The 16015-nt window shown below is 69.7% G+C and carries 11 protein-coding genes; all 11 read right to left on the bottom strand.

Translation table 11 applies throughout. The annotated features are described in order from the left end of the window. Nucleotides 1-92: 92 nt before the first annotated feature. Nucleotides 93-1118: an ArdC family protein gene (locus tag ACN26Z_RS20970; protein WP_421463029.1), complete on the bottom strand. Its 1026-nt coding sequence runs from the start codon at nt 1116-1118 to the stop codon at nt 93-95. A 120-nt stretch (nt 1119-1238) separates the two neighbouring features. Further along, nucleotides 1239-2585, bottom strand: a complete 1347-nt coding sequence (locus ACN26Z_RS20965) for a hypothetical protein (protein WP_421463027.1) — start codon at nt 2583-2585, stop codon at nt 1239-1241. 286 nt (nt 2586-2871) lie between these two features. Beyond that, complete coding sequence (locus ACN26Z_RS20960; RefSeq protein ID WP_421463025.1) at nt 2872-3210, bottom strand: hypothetical protein; 339 nt, start codon at nt 3208-3210, stop codon at nt 2872-2874. Continuing rightward, the gene (locus tag ACN26Z_RS20955) at nt 3207-3857 is read right to left on the bottom strand and encodes a diguanylate cyclase domain-containing protein (RefSeq protein ID WP_421463023.1); all 651 of its coding nucleotides are present in this window, start codon (nt 3855-3857) and stop codon (nt 3207-3209) included. The genes ACN26Z_RS20960 and ACN26Z_RS20955 overlap by 4 nt, the downstream gene beginning before the upstream one ends. Before the next feature lie 146 nt (nt 3858-4003). Further along, nucleotides 4004-5011 (bottom strand): DUF4192 domain-containing protein, encoded by a 1008-nt coding sequence (locus ACN26Z_RS20950; RefSeq protein ID WP_421463021.1) that lies wholly within the window; start codon nt 5009-5011, stop codon nt 4004-4006. A 52-nt stretch (nt 5012-5063) separates the two neighbouring features. Then, complete coding sequence (locus tag ACN26Z_RS20945) at nt 5064-5417, bottom strand: hypothetical protein (protein ID WP_421463019.1); 354 nt, start codon at nt 5415-5417, stop codon at nt 5064-5066. A 202-nt stretch (nt 5418-5619) separates the two neighbouring features. Next, nucleotides 5620-6285: a hypothetical protein gene (locus ACN26Z_RS20940; protein WP_421463017.1), complete on the bottom strand. Its 666-nt coding sequence runs from the start codon at nt 6283-6285 to the stop codon at nt 5620-5622. Nucleotides 6286-6573: 288 nt separating this feature from the next. Next, nucleotides 6574-7005, bottom strand: coding sequence for a hypothetical protein (locus tag ACN26Z_RS20935; protein WP_421463015.1), 432 nt, complete (start codon nt 7003-7005; stop codon nt 6574-6576). Nucleotides 7006-7225: 220 nt separating this feature from the next. Next, nucleotides 7226-8347 (bottom strand): diguanylate cyclase domain-containing protein, encoded by a 1122-nt coding sequence (locus tag ACN26Z_RS20930; RefSeq protein WP_421463013.1) that lies wholly within the window; start codon nt 8345-8347, stop codon nt 7226-7228. A gap of 1846 nt (nt 8348-10193) precedes the next feature. Continuing rightward, nucleotides 10194-14327 (bottom strand): NACHT domain-containing protein, encoded by a 4134-nt coding sequence (locus ACN26Z_RS20925; RefSeq protein ID WP_421463011.1) that lies wholly within the window; start codon nt 14325-14327, stop codon nt 10194-10196. A 690-nt stretch (nt 14328-15017) separates the two neighbouring features. Beyond that, complete coding sequence (locus ACN26Z_RS20920; RefSeq protein WP_421463010.1) at nt 15018-15911, bottom strand: replication-relaxation family protein; 894 nt, start codon at nt 15909-15911, stop codon at nt 15018-15020. Nucleotides 15912-16015 lie beyond the last annotated feature (104 nt).

Below are 16015 nucleotides of genomic sequence, written 5' to 3'. Positions count from 1 at the left end.
GGGGACGGGCGCGTGTGCCCGGTGCCGGCCGGGCCGGCGCGGGATGAGATGTCGACGGGGTGGATGAGGAAGCAGTCGGCGGCGGTGGCCGGTCAGACGGGCTGCGCCTCGACGGCGAGCCCAGGTCCGGCGGCCGCGGCGAGGTCAGCGTCGTCGGTGGTGAGGTCGCGCAGGATTGCCTTGGCCACCCGCAGCACGGTCTGCGCGCAGTCACGGATCAGGTCGAGGTCGCCGTCGGCCCAGCCGAGCACGTAGGCGTCGGAATAGGCCTGGGTGTCGAGGCCGAGCGCCCGGCACACCAGGTGGGCGACGCTCTCGGCTTCGGTCTCGCGTCGGCCGCGGTGCAGCAGTTCCTGCCGGTCGAGGTCGTCGAGGTGCCCGCACCGGATGTGGGCCAACTCGTGCAGGCTGGTCTTGATGCGCTGCGCGCCGCTGACGTCGTCGCGCACCCACACCACCTGCACACCGGTCCCCTTGACGGTGACCCCGTTCGCGTGGCCCAGGTGGGCGCTTCCCGCAGGCATGAGCGCGAAGTCGTAGCCGGCCTGTCTGATCAGTCCGACGACGTCGTCGTAGGCGCCGGTGGGGTCATCGCCGGTGAGCTGCTGCGCGGTGCGCCCGCCGGGGGCCTTCACTTGGCGGCGGCGCCGCACGGTGGGCACCTCAAAGGGTTCACCGTCGGTCTGGCTGATGTCGAAGGTGCTGGTGGGCCGGAATCCGACGACCTGGATCGCGGGGCGGCCGTCCGGGTCGCGTCGGACGGTGCGGCCGGCGGCCTCCCACTCGCGGGCCTGCTCCTCGGTGGGGTGGCGGGTGACTGGCGCCCAGATGAGGAACCCGGTCTCGCCTGCGCGGACGTGCCGGTTGAGGGCCTTCCAGCCTGAGGTGCCTTTCCTGTTGCCGTAGGGCAGGAAGTAGCGGGGCTCGATGTTCCGTTCCGCGGATTGCAGCATGAGCAGGAACTGGTTGTGCAGGCTGTAGCGGGCGCCGAAGATCGCCGCTTCCTCGATGAAGGTGACCCACTCGGTGGGGTCGGCGGCGAGGCGCGCCAGCCGGGCGTCGAACTCGGCTTGGGTTCGTTCGAGTAACGCGTCGCGTTGCTCGGCTGTCATGGCCATGGTGGCCCTCCTGTCTCCGCCACGTGGCGGCGGACAGGCTGGGGCCGCAGCCCCAGCCGGCCCGTAGGCACGAGGTGGGACTGCAGCCCGGGTGTTGCGAAGCGCGGACGGAGGTGCGCGTCAGCTCCGGGTCGGTGCGGGAAGAGTCGCGGCCAGCGCGGCGGTCTTGGGTGCGGTGCGGAACATCGAGACCGCGTTGGGGGTGATGTCCGCCACGCCGTCGGCGCGTTCGGTGGCGGTGAAGGGGAGCTTGGCGTGGGGGCCGACCCGGAACGCGGGCAGGGTGTAGTGGGTACGGGCAACGACGGTGCCGTCGGCGGCGGTGTACTGGTCGAAGGAGGCGAGGTCGAGTCCGTCGATGGGTGTCTCGCGGTTGCCGGTGCAGACGATGACGAGGTCGTAGGTGCGCCCGCCGATCAATGCGGCGTCGGGTAGCGCGATGGGACGCACCCGGCGGCTGATCACGGTGAGTCGTTGGACGCCGTGCCGGTCCGCCCGTAGGTAGCGGCCGGTGGCCTGATAGCGGCCGCGGATGTCGGTCTGCCACTGCTCGCAGGTCGTCGGCAGGTCCTCGGCGTACCAGTCGATGCGGTCGACCTGGTCGAGGGCGGCGGCGGCCATGAACGGTTGCGGGGCGAGGCCGAGGCACGACTCGACGGCGCATTTGGCGGAGTCACCGCCGCCGACGACCGCGACGCGACGCAGTCCACGCAGCGGCCACATGCCGGCCATCCGCTGCATGAACTGCCGGAAGGTGAGCACGGTGGTGCCGTTGGCGCCATCTTGGATCGGGTCGCCCACGCCGCGGGCGTCGATGACCCGGCCCGCCAGAATCGGGGCCTTACCCTCGATCTCGATGCTGGCCCCAGCGCCGGCGGCGCTGACGGACGAGACGGTGGCGTTGGTCACCACGTCGGCGAACTGGGCCAGCGCGAGGCGGATCACGAACGCCATGTCCGTGTTCGGCTGATATTCGATCATGGACAGGTCTGCGGCCTGGATCGGTGCGCCTGGCAGGTAGTTCAGGCTCGCCCCTTGGTCGCCGGCGGGTCCGGCGCCTCCGGCGCGGTTGCGGGAGTTGAGCCAGAACGTCGGCCGTGCGGTCAGCGCGAACGTGCCGCCGACGCGCTGGTGGCGTTCCAGCACCAGCGGCTTCGGGTAGCCGGCGAGGACGCGGATCGCCGCGTAGGTGGCGGCGTGGAATCCGCTGCCGATGATGACCTCACGGTCGGTGCGGCCTGCGCTGATGATGTCGTGGTGGCGCTGTTCGTCGGACCAGTAGGTGTCCAGGAACTGGTCGGCGAACTCGCGGCCGTAGGGGTCCAGGGCGATCCCGGTGAGCTGTGCCTGCGTCTGGCTGGGGAACTCGGACTGGCGTTGCATTATCGTCCGCATTCCCTCGGCGGCGGCCGGCCGTAGAGAGACGGCGGCGAGCAGCGTCTGGATCTGCGCGGATGGCTCGATCATGGGGCTCCGTGTCCTTTCGTGCGGAGTCCAGGCATCGCGCCGGGCCGTGCACCCACCCCGGGTGGCCCCCGGGGTTTGCGGCACACGGCCGGCACGATCCCCGGAAGGGGGCAAAGCGGGATGGGTTCCTGGGCTGGCGGTGACCAGCCCCTGGTGGGTCGATTGCCGACGTGGTCGGCGTGGACCGTCAGCCGGTCGCCGCCTCAGCGCAGGGCGGATGCCCGGCGGTGTGGCGGTGGACGGGCAGCCGGCCGGTGGCAGCGGCGAGGCTGCCGTGGCGGGGCGGTTATCGGGCGATCACGACCTCGTCGTCGAGGACGGCGAACCAGGGGATGGCGGTTGCCCGGCGCAGCTGGGTCAGCCAGTCGTCGATGGCCGTGATCGGGCTGTCGGGATCGGGCAGCGGATACCGGTCGGTGAAGTCCGGGGCGTCCTCGGCGAGGCTGCCCGTGTCGGCGAGGGTGCGGGCGAAGAGTCGGATCGCTTCCCGCTTCACCGCCTGGTCGCTGCTGCCGACGATCAGGATCGGCGCGTCGTCCCAGTCGATCAGCCCGTACACGTCCCCGCCGACATCCGCAGCGCCAGGCGCCCGGCGGCGGCAGATGACCAGCCGGCGGGTCTTCACCGGACCGGTCCGCCGTCGATGGCGCCGGGCATGGTGGCGGGGTGGAACACCGTCGTGTGCCCGCGACCGGTCTGTTTAGCCGCGCGCAGGGCGCGGTCGGCGTGCACGAGCGCCAGCCGCCGCGCGGCCTCCTGGTGTGGCGTGACGGACGCGACGCCGGCGCAGGCGGTGACGGTGACCGTGACGGGCGGCCCGGTGAGATGGATGTCGGTCGGTTCGGCGACGGCAGCGACCAGCCGCGCGGCGAGACCAGCGGCGTCGGCGCGATCGTCGATGACTGCCGCGAACTCGTCGCGGCGCAGACGGAACACCTGTGCGCCGGCGGCCTGCGCGGCGTGGTGGAGGCGACCGGCGGTCAGGACGAGCAGTTGGTCGAACGCGCGGTCGCCGTAGCGGGCCACGAACGTCCGGGTGCCGTCCAGGTTGATCAGGATCACCGCGACGGGTCGTCCGGCGACGGCCAGGGCGACGTGCAAACCCGCCCGGTTACCGAGGCCGGTCAGGTCGTCGTGGTGGAGGCTGTGCAGGGCGGCGGCGACGGCCGCCCGGTAACGGCCGGCGGCGCGCAGCCGGGCCAGGTGGTAGGTGACAGAAGCGGTGATCACGATCGCCGTCAGCAGGACGGTGATCTGCATCAGGGTGGACACGGTGCCCACACCTCCAATCCCCAGGGTTGGGGAGGTATCGAGGGCAGCCGGGGGATGCCACCGGCTGCCCTCACCTCGAACGGTGTGCGAGCGTCTGCTCGCGACAGGGTGCCGGCGGCGCCCGGGTCGGGCACCGCAGCGACGAACTACTCGGCGGTGCCGGTGGTGGCGGCCCGCCACTGCTGCGGCGACACACCAGAGCGCAGGGCGTGGCCGAGCAGGTGCGCCAGGTGGTAGTCCGGGTCGGCGTACAGGGCACGGTGCACGGCGATGTTCGCCATGGCGCCGCCACCGGCCAGGTAGGCCGTGATGGCGAGCAGGCAGGCTGGGGCGGCGCTGGTGGCGGGCATCGCCCGTCGGGTCACGTCGATCCACAGCCGCCGCTGCGCATCGCTGCCGTCGCAGGTGATCCAGGCGTGATCGCGGATCTCGGGGACCATGAGGACGGCGGTCAGCCACCCCACCTCGTCGTCGGACAGGGGCTCGTCGCGGGCAGCGGACTCGTATGCCTGCTGCACCGCCGCGATCCCGGCGCGCACCATATGCTCCGGTGCCACCGGCTGCCCGCCGCTGGCGGTCGAGACGGCGCCCTCGGCCAACATGACGGCCATCCGAGACAGCGCGGTGTATGTCGCAGTGCGCATCCGGACGCGCTCCGGCCCCGATACCGGCGTGATGAGGCGTTCCAGCGCGCCCCGGTCGGGCAGGGGCGCGAGACCGCGGTAGACCGCTTCCGCCGCAATCCTGCTGCCAGCCGGGTCGTAGGCCACACCGTCGGCGCAGCCGGCGTCACCGCACAGGCACCAGTAACGGCCGTCGCCGACCCGCAAGGCTTCGAGGACGTCGACGCCGGCGGTGGTCAGCGCGGTGGTGAGCAGCGTGGCGGCGGGTGCGACCCGGTCGGCCGGTCCGTAGCCGACGAGGAACGCCGCCGACCCGTGCCGGGCGATCATCGCGGCGTTCTGCGCCGCCGGTACCGCCAGGTCCGCAAGGTCGGACGGGTGGGGTAGGTCGAGGCGGGCGGCGAAGCGGACCTGCCTGCCGTCCAGGACCACCACGACCAGGCTGTTGGTCGGGGTGAAACCGACGAGGTAGGGCACTGCGGCGACACGATCGTCGCGGGTGGTGAGAGTCAGCTTGTCAGGTGTGACCACGGTGGGTTCTCCTTCCCGAGGCCGTCGGCGGCCCGTGCCGCCGACGGGCAGGTCAGCGGCAGCAGGTGAGCGCGGTGAGCACCGCGTCGGTCTGGGTGGTGGTGAGACTGATGACGGTGGTGCCTCGGCGACCGGTGACGACGACAGGTCGCCCCAGCGGTAGGTCACCGCCGCCCAGGCGCGCCACGAGCAGGCGGGCGACCGGGTTCGGGCGCAGGGCTTTCGGGTGGCCGTCCTCGTCGCCCCAGGCGTAGAGGTCCGGGACGCTGATCGGGATCGGTGTCAGCCACCCGCCGACCGTGCGTCGCAGCAGCGACGCGATGTCGCTGTGGCGCAGTCGGGTGTGGTGTTCGTGGCTCGTGCCGTCCTCGGCGACCAGGATGTATCGGAACGTTTCACGGGCCATGCAGACTCCTGTCAGGGCAGTTGCCGGGCATGGCCGTCTGGCCATGCCCGACACGGAAATGGGGTGGCCGGGCATCGGCCAGGACAAGTGGTGTGCAGGTACGGCCGCCGCTGGCAGCGCAGGTCCGTGGCGGATGGACGCCTGGACCAGGAGGATGTCCGGGGTGGTCACTGCGGGGTGGGCGGCCGCCGCGATGCGCGCCTCAGTCGCTGAGGTCTTCCACGTCGGCCGTGACGTCGATCGTCACGGTGTCGTCGTCGACGTTGTCGACCCGATTGGTGTCGATCCGCAGGTAGCTGCGGACGTCGGACTCGGTGTCCTCGGTGTCGCGGTCGGCGTCGGGAATCACGTCGAAGCTGCCGCTGATGGTGAACCGGACCCGGTGGCGCGGCTGGTAGGGACTCAGGTCAAACCGGGACAGGAGGCTGTCGAGCCCGTCGCGGGTGATGTCTGCCTCGCGGTACTGGTCGATGGCGTAAGACCGGATCTCGGTGAGTTGGCTGGCTTGGCGTCGCCGATCCTCGTCGCGTTGCTCGACCAGGCTGCGGGCGCGTTCGACGGCGCTGTCCTGTTCCGCCAGCGCCCACGCCACGGCTTGCCGGGTCAACGCCAGCGCGGCGGCCGGGTCCGTGACCGGTACCGCGGAGATGTCCGCGCGCAGGCTGCGGACCTGCCCGTCGACCAGGACACGGACCATGCTCGTCCCCGGGGCCGGGGACAGCACGACGGCGTCGTAGCGGGCGCCTGCTTCCAGGATGGTGACCGCCTGACCGGGAGATCCGGCGAAGGCGGTCAGCGGACGCGGTGACGGCTGCGTGGTGACGGCGGTCGGGGAATCGGGGCGTTCGGAGGTCAGGGCGTCGGTCATGGCGATGCCTTTCAGGGAAGCCCGGCGGGACACCGGGACGTGGAATGGGGTTCGCGCCCAACGGCGCGCAGAGGGGAGTGGTGAACCGGCCACGCGATTACGCCCGGCGCGGGGTGTGGACTGCTGCGACGTTCGGCCCGCTCGCGTATCGGGGTCGCAGGGCACTGCCGGTGACGTCGACCATCGGCGCCGGGTCGGTCAGCGGCGTAGCCGCATTCGCCCGTGCTGGTGTGGCCGTCATCGGCACAAAGTTCAGGTGCATTTGCCAGCGGGCTGTCGGCTGCCGGGTCAGTCGGGTGGGTCGATGAGGACGTCGATCAGGGGTTCGCCGGCGAGTGCCGGATCGTCGAGCCAGCCGCTGCGCGTGAACGCATGCGCGGCGGTGCTTACCTGGAACGTCCCGCTGCGGGGGTCGCGGTCCAGCCAGCGCAGCCGGACCAGCCGGTGTAGGGCCGACTTGACCGAGCCGGTCGACATGCTGGTCCCGTCGACCAGGTCGTGCGGCTGGCAGCCCGAGTAGGTGCCGCCCGTCGCGGTGACGCAGTCCGCGTGATGGTGCACGGCCGCACACACCAGCCGCTGGGCCGGCGTCAGGTCGTCCGGGTGCAGACCACGTCCGGCGCGCCCGCCGGCCAGCAGCCACCAGCCGTAGGCGGTGTAGGTGCACAGCCTTCTGGTGGCAGCGGCCAACGCGCTCAGCCGCTGCGGCCGGCCGGTCACCGGCCGTCCCGTCCGGGCGCTGGCGACAGGCGGACGGTGTGGTGGCGGCACCGCACCTGGACCATTGCCCGGCCACGCGTGCCGTTCGAGGTCCGACGGCACTCAGGTACGGCGAGGACGACCTTCACCTCACCGGGCGGCCGGATGAGGTCGTCCTGCCGCAGGTCGACCGCCGCGCGCTGTCCGACGACCACCAGAGAGGGCATCGGTCGTGGCCGGGTCATGATTCGCCGCCGGGCATGTCGAGGGCCGCGGCGATCGCATCGGCGAGGGTGGCGTACGTGGCCATTGCCGACTGCGCCCCCGCCCTGATCCGATCGATCCCCGCCGCCGGGGGCGTGACATCGATCGTATGGTCCGCTCCGTCTGCCGCACCGCTGCCCGTCGGAGGAGGTGGGGCGATGGCTGCCCACCTGTCGTGAGCGATTCGAAGGGCGTTGACGATCGCTGCCGCGTCCGCTGCCCTGCACAGGATCCGGACCGGCGGGACCGGCCTGTCGGTGAGCACGATGTCGCGGCCGGGCTTGAGGTCACGGCGACGGACCTGCGCCCGGGTACCGTCGGCACGCGGTATCCCGTCGCGGTCCGGCTCGTACACCAGGGTCTGGTTGCCGGACCGCTTCGCGGTGTACATGGCAGCGTCGGCCTGGGCGAGGGCGTAGCGGGGACTGCCGCCGTCGCTTGCGGCCACGCCGACGCTGGCCCGCGGTGCCGGTTCGTCAGCGGTCGGTGCGGTGAAGGCGGCATGGATCGCGTCGGCCAGCACGGCTGGGTCGGTGTGCGGGGCCACGATCACGAACTCGTCGCCGCCGGCACGAGCCACGACGGCGTCGGCCCGCACAGCGGTGGCCGCGGTGGTGAGCCGATCCGCGATCGCGGTGAGGTACCGGTCACCCGCCGCGTGCCCACCGTCGTCGTTGACCTGGTGCAGACCATCGGCGTCGGCCACCGCGACCGCCACAGGAGCACGCTGCTCGGCGGCGGTAGCCAGGGCCCTCTCGACGACCGCCCGGGTGGGCAGGCCGGTGAGCGGATCGGTCAACGCCGCGGCGAGTTCCCGCCGCAGGCTGTTCTCCCGGTCGGCGGCCGCGGCGAGACTGGCCCACAACCGCTCGAAATCGGTGCCCCACCTGTGCTGGTGGTGGCGGGCAAGCCGGACCAGCGCCACGGCGCCCGGCAGCGCCACCACCCCGGTGATGACGGCGGCTACCGCCGCGGCGGTGAATCGTCCGGTGGCGGCAAACGCGCCAGCCGGCCCGGCGGTGATGATGGTGGCGATGACGATGAGCGTGCCTGCCCTGGTCAGGCGGGGTTGGCGGTCTGGTCGCTGAGGAGGCAGCATTCAAGGGCTCCTTGTGGCTGAGGAGCACCGGGGGCGGACCGGCTTGACTGGGCAGGGCCCGCCCCCGGGCCCATGTGAAGCCGGCCCACCGGTCAGGCGGGCTGGCCAGGGTTTGTCCGACGGTGAATCGGCCCGTGCACGGCCTACGGCGACAGGTGGTGGCTGCGGTGCGGCTCGCGCGAGCCACCGGCAGGACCCCAAGGCGGCGCGTGTTGGCCGGCGGGACGCGGTGAGGCGCATTCTCTTTACCGGTGTGGGCGCTTCAGCGCCTGGCGGCGGCCAGCGGAGCGGGGGCCGATGCGGGTGGGGCGGCGACGATCCATGGCAGGCTTGGGTCGTCGAGCCGGTAGAGGCCGTCGGCGTGGGCGAGGAGCGGCACGACGGGGTGTCGGGGTCGCCGAAGCGGCGGATGAGGTGTGCCTGACCGTAGTGCAGGCAGATGACGCACGGTGGGACACTGGCGGCGGCGTGGTGTCGATGAGCAGGGTCAGGTGCTGCTCGGCGAGTCCGGTGCCGGGACGGGCGCAGGTGAACATGACCGGCCCGCGCAGGAACGGCGTCCCACGGGCAGGCGTACGGCTTCCCTAGGAGGCCGGTGGCCATTGGACATCGCCGTCGAGCCAGACCGCGAGGCCGTCACCCAACTCGATCCGGTAGGTGGTCCCGGTCTAGGTGCGTCGGTGGAACGCCGTCAGGGCGTCGACGCTACTCAGGAAGGTGAGTCGGCCCGACAGATTGACGACGAGGTGCGTCGGTTCCGTCCTGGGCGCGACTGCGGACAGGTCAGTCCGGTGCGGCGGCGTGAACAAACGCGGTCACCGCCATTCTCCTTACTGCGGAAGCGGCATGAGTCGGTCTGGGCATGGCAATGACCGGGCAGGCGCAGTGCCTGTCCGGCGCAAGATGACGAACAAGGGGCTTCTCGGGCAGGCGATGCCTGAGATGGTTGCCAGAGTTATCCGATCGGGTGGGCGGCGATGGCGACCAGTGGAGTGTGCGAGGGCAGCTGGCCGGTGTAGTCGTTGGCGGCGTGGAGAGCGTGGGGTGATTCCGGTGGTGCGGGTGGGCGGGCGTCGCGGGAGGAGATGTCACTGTCGACCGGCCGATGAGGCGGGTGGGTGGGTGCAGCTCCTGCCGCGACGGGCCGAGGCCCAGGGGTGGTGCACGATGGAAGACTCAAGAATGAGTTCTCACCGTAACTCGCCCGCCCAACGAAGATTGATCAGGCTCCGGTGCCGGCCACTCAGGCTCTGACCAGGACTGTTGGCCATGTTCAGGGCGCTATGGCGGCTGATTCCGCCCAGTCCTGTTGGCCGCCAGGATCGGCTGTTGGCCCGCAAGCCCTGGCTTTCGGGTCACGGTTGGGTGGCGGTGGGTTGTGTGCTGTGCAATGCGTGCCGCCCTGCGGCGGCTGTGCGACGGGTCATGCGATTGCTACGTGCAGCGCCGCGAGCACTGTGGGTTGCGTAGTAGTGGCGAGAGGAGCGGTCTTCCTTGCAGCCGCCTGCGGTGCTCAAGCGGCAGCTTGTCGTCATCCGCGGCCTGCGGCCCGGCCGACTTGTTCGGCTCCTGGGGATGTCGTGCTGACGCCGCCGCCGGCTGGCGCGGTCGGCGTCAACGGCGGCCTGCCAATCGCTGGCGCGGCGGCCGACCAGTTTTCGAAGCGTGGCGGGGACGCTGTGGCGGGAATCCCGACCAGTCGAGGAAGAGACCAGTGAGAAGGCCGCTCGCCTCCTGTGAGGTCCCGCCGGTGGCGCTGATGGCATCCTGGTCGGGGAAGATGTCCGCGACGTGATCGATGATGAGGTCAAGCACCGCGAATCACCGAAGGGCCCGCCCCGTCGGGTCAGGTCGAGCGGGCGGACGAGCTTTTTGCGAGGCGGCGCAGGCGCGACTGCTCGTCCGGTCCGCGCACACCCTTGAGCTTCACGCCGCCGCAGCGCAAGGTGAGCTCATACCGGGCGACCTCGCCGTCGTCGCTGTTGCCGCCGGTGTGGGTCACGCACAGCCCCCGGTCTACGCCGCCCGTGACGAGGCGGTCCGCGCCGAGGAAGGCGATCGCGGTCACGGGACCTGCGTGCATCTGCCGTTTCCAGCGGGCGACCGCTTGGCCGCCGATGACCTGGTGAACAACGACCAGTCCGTCCTCGTGTCCTGTGGCCACCAGCGTCTCCCCGACCGGATCGGTCCGCATCGTGATTGCGCTGACCTGCGACGCCGGCCAGCTCACGGCCGCTGGCCCGTGGACGCTCACCCGATCGGGCGTGGCCACGGCCCAGCTGCCGCCCGCGCAGACATGCCAAGCCCGGGCGCGCGGTAGGCCGAGCATGACGGCCTTGCCCTCGTCCGGGCGGAATGACAAGAGGGAACCGTTGTTCAGGCTCTCGTCGAGCACAAGGGCGTCTTCAACCGCGGCGTGCAGCCCTCGGTAGCGGGACTTCAGGCGGAACGACAAGGTCGTGGCCCAACCGACGGGGGCGAGTACGGTGAGCGTTGAGTCGCCCACTGCGGCGATCCGGCCCGCGGGAGTCAGCCACAGCCGCTCCGCGGGGTGGGGCAGCTGGCAGAGCAGGCGGTCGGTGGTGCGTCCAGTGTCGATCTGCCATGAGCGCAGAGTGCGGTCGCCGTACGCCGCGAAGATCGTTTCGTCGTGATCGACGAGGATCGCGGTCACAGCGGCGGTCTCCTCAAGGCGCACGCCGGTCAGGTCCGCGTCCGTCAGGTCCGTGCCCGTCAGGTTGGCGTTGTCGAGGTTGGCCCCCTGCAGCGAGCTTCCACGGAAGTTGAGCCCGGCCAGATCGGCTCCGGGCAGCTGAACGTTGTCGAGCCGCACTCCGACGTAGTCGCGGCCAGGCAACTTCTTGTCGACGGCGTACAGCAGTGACAGAGCGTTGGCGCCGAGTGGGGACGGTCGGTCATGCACCGTTACGGAACGCGACCATCGGTCGAGCGCGCGCTGGGCCTCCTCGCTTCGACGCGCACGCAGGATCAAGGCGGCGAACCGCAAGATCTCCGGCGACAGATCAGCCTTGCGCAGGAGAGCGGGAGGATCGTCGCTATCAGCGATGATGTCGTTGACCACCCCCCGTGCGACGAAGTACTCCCGCATCGACCGATGGGCGAAGTCCACCGGCCACCGTTCCGGGTCGCCTTCGGAATGGCCGCGCAACAGCGAGCGGATCCCGATCCTGGCAGTCGCGTCCTGCCGGTGTTCGTCATCCGGCGAAGTGTCCTCCCGAAGCGACCACAACATCGCGGCGATGCCTGGGCCGCCGTCGCCCCGCAGACCGCCCGACTCGAAGTCTCGGAGGTAGAGGTATCTGGCGTTGGTCCGATGCAGCTCACCGGCCACCCTTTGCAGAATGTCCAGCAGGTTCCGCATGATCGCGCCAGGAGTCGCCGACAACTGGTCGTCGTCGAGTAGCTCCAGCTTGCGCTCGAGCGTACGCTCGATATACGTCTCGTACAGGGTCTCCTCGGTGAAGTCGCGCTCGGGCAGATACGGCAGCGCTTCCTGGATCATCGCGTGGTACAGCGGCTTCGTGGCCAGCCCGATGGGATCGTGCATATTCTGCAGCCGCCGTACGACACGCTGCTGCTGGCTCTCGGCCGAGCGCATCAAGGAGGAGATCACCTCGGTGCGGTCGAACCGCCGCAGGTGGACCAGTTGGGGGTCGCCGATCCGCTCGAGGAGGCCCCTCTGATCGTCGGGGCCGCCGAACGCGCGGCTACGCGAGGTGAGCAGCACTTTCGAGGTGGCAAAAAGCTGGTAGCACTCCTGGGCAGCGCGGATATTCGCCCGGATGCTCTCCGGGCTCAGGCTCGTCGACATCTCATCGAAGCCGTCCAAGATCACCAGCGTTGGTTGCGACGAAGCGAGCCGGTGCCATTCGTCGATGCTCATGCCCATGTCCTCGAGGCGATCGCGCAGCAGTTCCCGCGCGCCGCCCGTGCGGGAGAAGCTTCTCAGGGCCAATCGCAGCGGCACACGCATCTGCGCGGGGGCCGCCACGCCCTCCTCGCAGAGCCGGCGGGCGAGGTTGTAAGTGAAGAACGTCTTGCCATCCCCGAAGTCTCCGAGGAGAACGAGGCTGCGCTGGTCGCTCTCCAGCCACCTAGCGACGTAGTCCAGGGCCGTGCCGGCGACGGCTGTGCGACGCTCGTCCAGCAGACGCGTGGGCAGCTGGTTGTCGTAGGTGGCGGCCAGTTCGAGGTGGTTCTCGCCGGCGAAAGCCAGTCGGGCAGGGTCCCGGACGTATTCGTTCCAGCGGCCGGGAAGCCGAAGCTGGGGGCGCAGCTGCTGTACATCTTCTGCGGTGAGCGCGGAGTCGATGGCGTGCACCCCGAACGTGAACTTACTCCGCTTGGTCCAAGCCGCCGTGAGCGTTCGCACGTCGTCGGATACCGTGCCTTCCAGCAAGACGAAGACAAGGTGGTCGACGTCCTCCTTGGCCAGCTGTTCGTCCCGGCGCAGCACCTCAAAGCTGACTGCTGCCTCCGTCAGTTCGCCTGCACGCTGAAAACAGATGACATGGCACAGGGCAGTCGTTGAGCTCCTCGGCACCGCGCGGAATTCGAGGCGGTGCAGCGGGTGTCGTTTCGATCCAGCAACTCGTTCCTTGATGGCACAGTGAACCTCAGCGGACAGCTCGAAGACGGTGTACAGGAGATCCGCTCCGGCCGGGTTCGCCTTTCTGCGAGCTTCGGATGCTGCTATGCCGAGGGGGGCAGGGGCCGGCGCTGAGGATGTCGCGTCGCTGGAGAGGTCGTTGCCGCCGGAGATCTTCAGCACGGCGCTGACCACTTCGCGCCGCGGCTGGCCGATTACCGTGCCGGCATGATTTGCCGCGGCCAACTGCATCCACAGGCCGGAGAGGAAACTGCGATCCCTGTCGTTGAGGACTACGAATCCGGTCTCCAGCAGCACCTTCTGGGCGCGGCGGGGGTTCTGCTCGGTCAACACGTCAAGCGCCGTCCGGGCGTTGTCGAACCGGTTGGACCGGACCGCCTCCAGATACCTCTCCTCAGTCTGCTGCGCTACGTTGGCCTCCACTGAGGTACGACGAGATCTCGCCTTCTCGATGCGGTCGGACGCCGCCGCCACCAGCAAGTCACCCCGCTGCTTCAACTCACCGGCGAACGGCAGTGCGGGGACTGGTGACTCTTGAATCGGCGACCAACTCGAGCCTTCGTATAGAGGTTCGTAGTGATGCTTGAGTGCTACGCCTGAAGTAGGGAAACGGCGGCTCAACGCGTCGATCGGATGGACGCCTGACCCGAGGTCCGCGATGAAGGCGGACATGTCGAGTTCACGAGGGGCCAATTCCGGGACGATGGAACCGAGGACGAGGTTGCGCCGGGTGTCGTTGTACTCGTCATCCGTGTCGAGGAACGGAGTGATGATCCAGGTCGCCGCCATGAGCAGGCCGACCCAGTCTTTCTCATGAACCTGCTTCCGGTCGCCCGTCAGCACGTCCAAAGTCTCAGGATGATCCCGCAGCAACGCATAGATGCCCAGCGGTTCATCGTTGCCGCCGTCCGACTGTACGAAGCTTTCGACCAACACCTCCGCCTCCTCGTCGGACATCTCGATGATGTCAGCCAGGACGTCGCCACCGTCGCCACGTTCTGGGAATTCCTCAATCATCGCCGACGCCGCATCGGTGGCGGTCGTCTGCTTCCAGAAGGTGATTGCCTTGGCTACGGCGGCGCTGGGATCGCGCGGTGGATTGGCCATCAGGGACAGCTGCCTGACGATCGTCTCCAGAACCTCGAACCGGGTGCGGCGTCCTTTGAGCACGCTCCGGATCGACTCGTGGCTCGCGGTCGTGGCGAGATCGTCGTTGGCCGCGATGCGTTCGGCAATGTGGCGCACGGACGGGCGGCCAGCATCCTCGTAGAGATCACGAACCGTGAGAGTTAGGTCACGCAACGGGCCAGGCGGCAGCTCCCGTTGGTCAGGAAGGTCGATCCCGGGCACGAAACCTCCTTTGCCGAGCCGCGGCGCGCCGAGGCACTCGTCAAAGTTTGACATCCCTCATAAACAACGGTGACCCATCGTCAGCCGACAGTCTTGCCAAAGTTCCGGCCCGCGGCGTCAAAATCCAGCGGACCTGCCGGAACTGGCCCGAAGACTCATCGGTGGAAGGCGGAGCCGAGTAGGAACGAGGACACCGATGGAGATCTGGATTCTGATCATGCGAGCGGTCGGCGATTTCGTCTACCTGATCGCGGCGGTGATCACGCTCATGGTGGCACTCTCCACCCGTGACCGTTGACTTGCAGTTTGTGGCGACAGGCCAACCCGGCCTGTCGCCACAGCGGGGCAGCGCGGCCAGTGGACGTGAGTTCGCCGAGTTCGGACCACTCTTGCTGACGGGTTGTCTGATGACCCTCCAGAATTCGCGCCAGAGCCAAGGCTGAGCCGGCGCTGGCGCACCCTTGCGTGTTACCCAGTTGAGGCTGATCCCGAGCAGCCGTGTGGCTACAGCGGCTGGCATCCCGCTGGCCACCCCCATAGGTGGGGTGTTGTGGCCGAGCATGGTGATATGCCCAGCACGTAGACGTCGCAGCAGGTCTCTGGGGGCGAAGGGCTGTCCGAGTCGCCAGCCTGGATAGAGCGATTTGCGGTCGTCCGGTCCGGTCGTGGTGGCGTCCCGGCGGGTAAGAGTCAGGTGAGTTCGTGGAGCGGGTCGTGGTCGAGTGTGGGTGGTCCGGGGTTGAGGGGGCCGGGTTCGTCGTTGGTGTTGGGGAGGTCGGCTAGGCGTAGCCGGTGTCCGCCGTTGCCGACGAGTCGCCAGATGGGGCCGGCGGGGCCGTGGCCGTTGACGCGGTCGCGGGCGCAGGTGGCGATGGTGATGGTGGCCAGGGCTGCGGCGATGCGGGGGTCGCGGCCGGCGGTGTCGATCAGCTTGTGGTGGAAGTGGCGTTCTCGTTCCCTGTTGGGTAGGGAGAACAGCAGGGTGTAGTCGGGTCCGCCGTCGTTGCGGAGTCGGCGGTAGGGCTCGAGTTTGTCGCGTAGTCGTGGGTGGTGTTCGGTGCCGCGGTCGTGTTCGAGCCAGAAGCCGGCGTGGTGGTGGCCGGTGGTCCAGATGCCGTGGCCGTCGGGGCGTATACGGCGGCCGAATGCGGCGGTGGTCTGTTGCTCGGACCACCAGCGGGTCAGCCGGGACCGCGGGTGCGATCGGCTGTGGACGAGTAGGTCGATGAAGAACTGGTTGGTTTCGATGGTGTGTCGGCGGGTGCGGTCGGACAGGACGCGGTCGGCGGCGAGTGCGACTGCTTTTGGGGTGGGTGGGGTCTCGCCGCGGGCGAGGGCGACCAGGCGGGCTGACAGCCGGCCGGGTACCCAGTAGACGTGGGTGGGTTGGCCGGGGTGGGCGCGCAGCACGCGGTTGATGAAGTCCATGCGGCGCAGCGTGTAGAGGCGGTGGCCGCAGGTGATCGGTGAGTCGAACAGCACCGCGGCGATCTGCTCGGTGGTGAGGGCGGTGTGGTCGGACAGGAGGAAGGCGATGACCCGGTCGCGGGGCCGCAGCCGGGCAGAGATGTCAGCCAGGGTCACGGTCGTACGCCGGGCCGGTGTGCGGGGGAGCGGGGGCGATGGGCCGCCCCCCGGTCGGAGAGTGTCCCCCCGCAGGGACTGTCGGGACGGTTGATCATCGGGCA

The organism is Verrucosispora sp. WMMD703 (assembly GCF_049178935.1).
Taxonomy (GTDB): Bacteria; Actinomycetota; Actinomycetes; order Mycobacteriales; family Micromonosporaceae; genus Micromonospora; species Micromonospora sediminimaris.
This window is presented reverse-complemented; position numbering and strand designations above follow the sequence as displayed.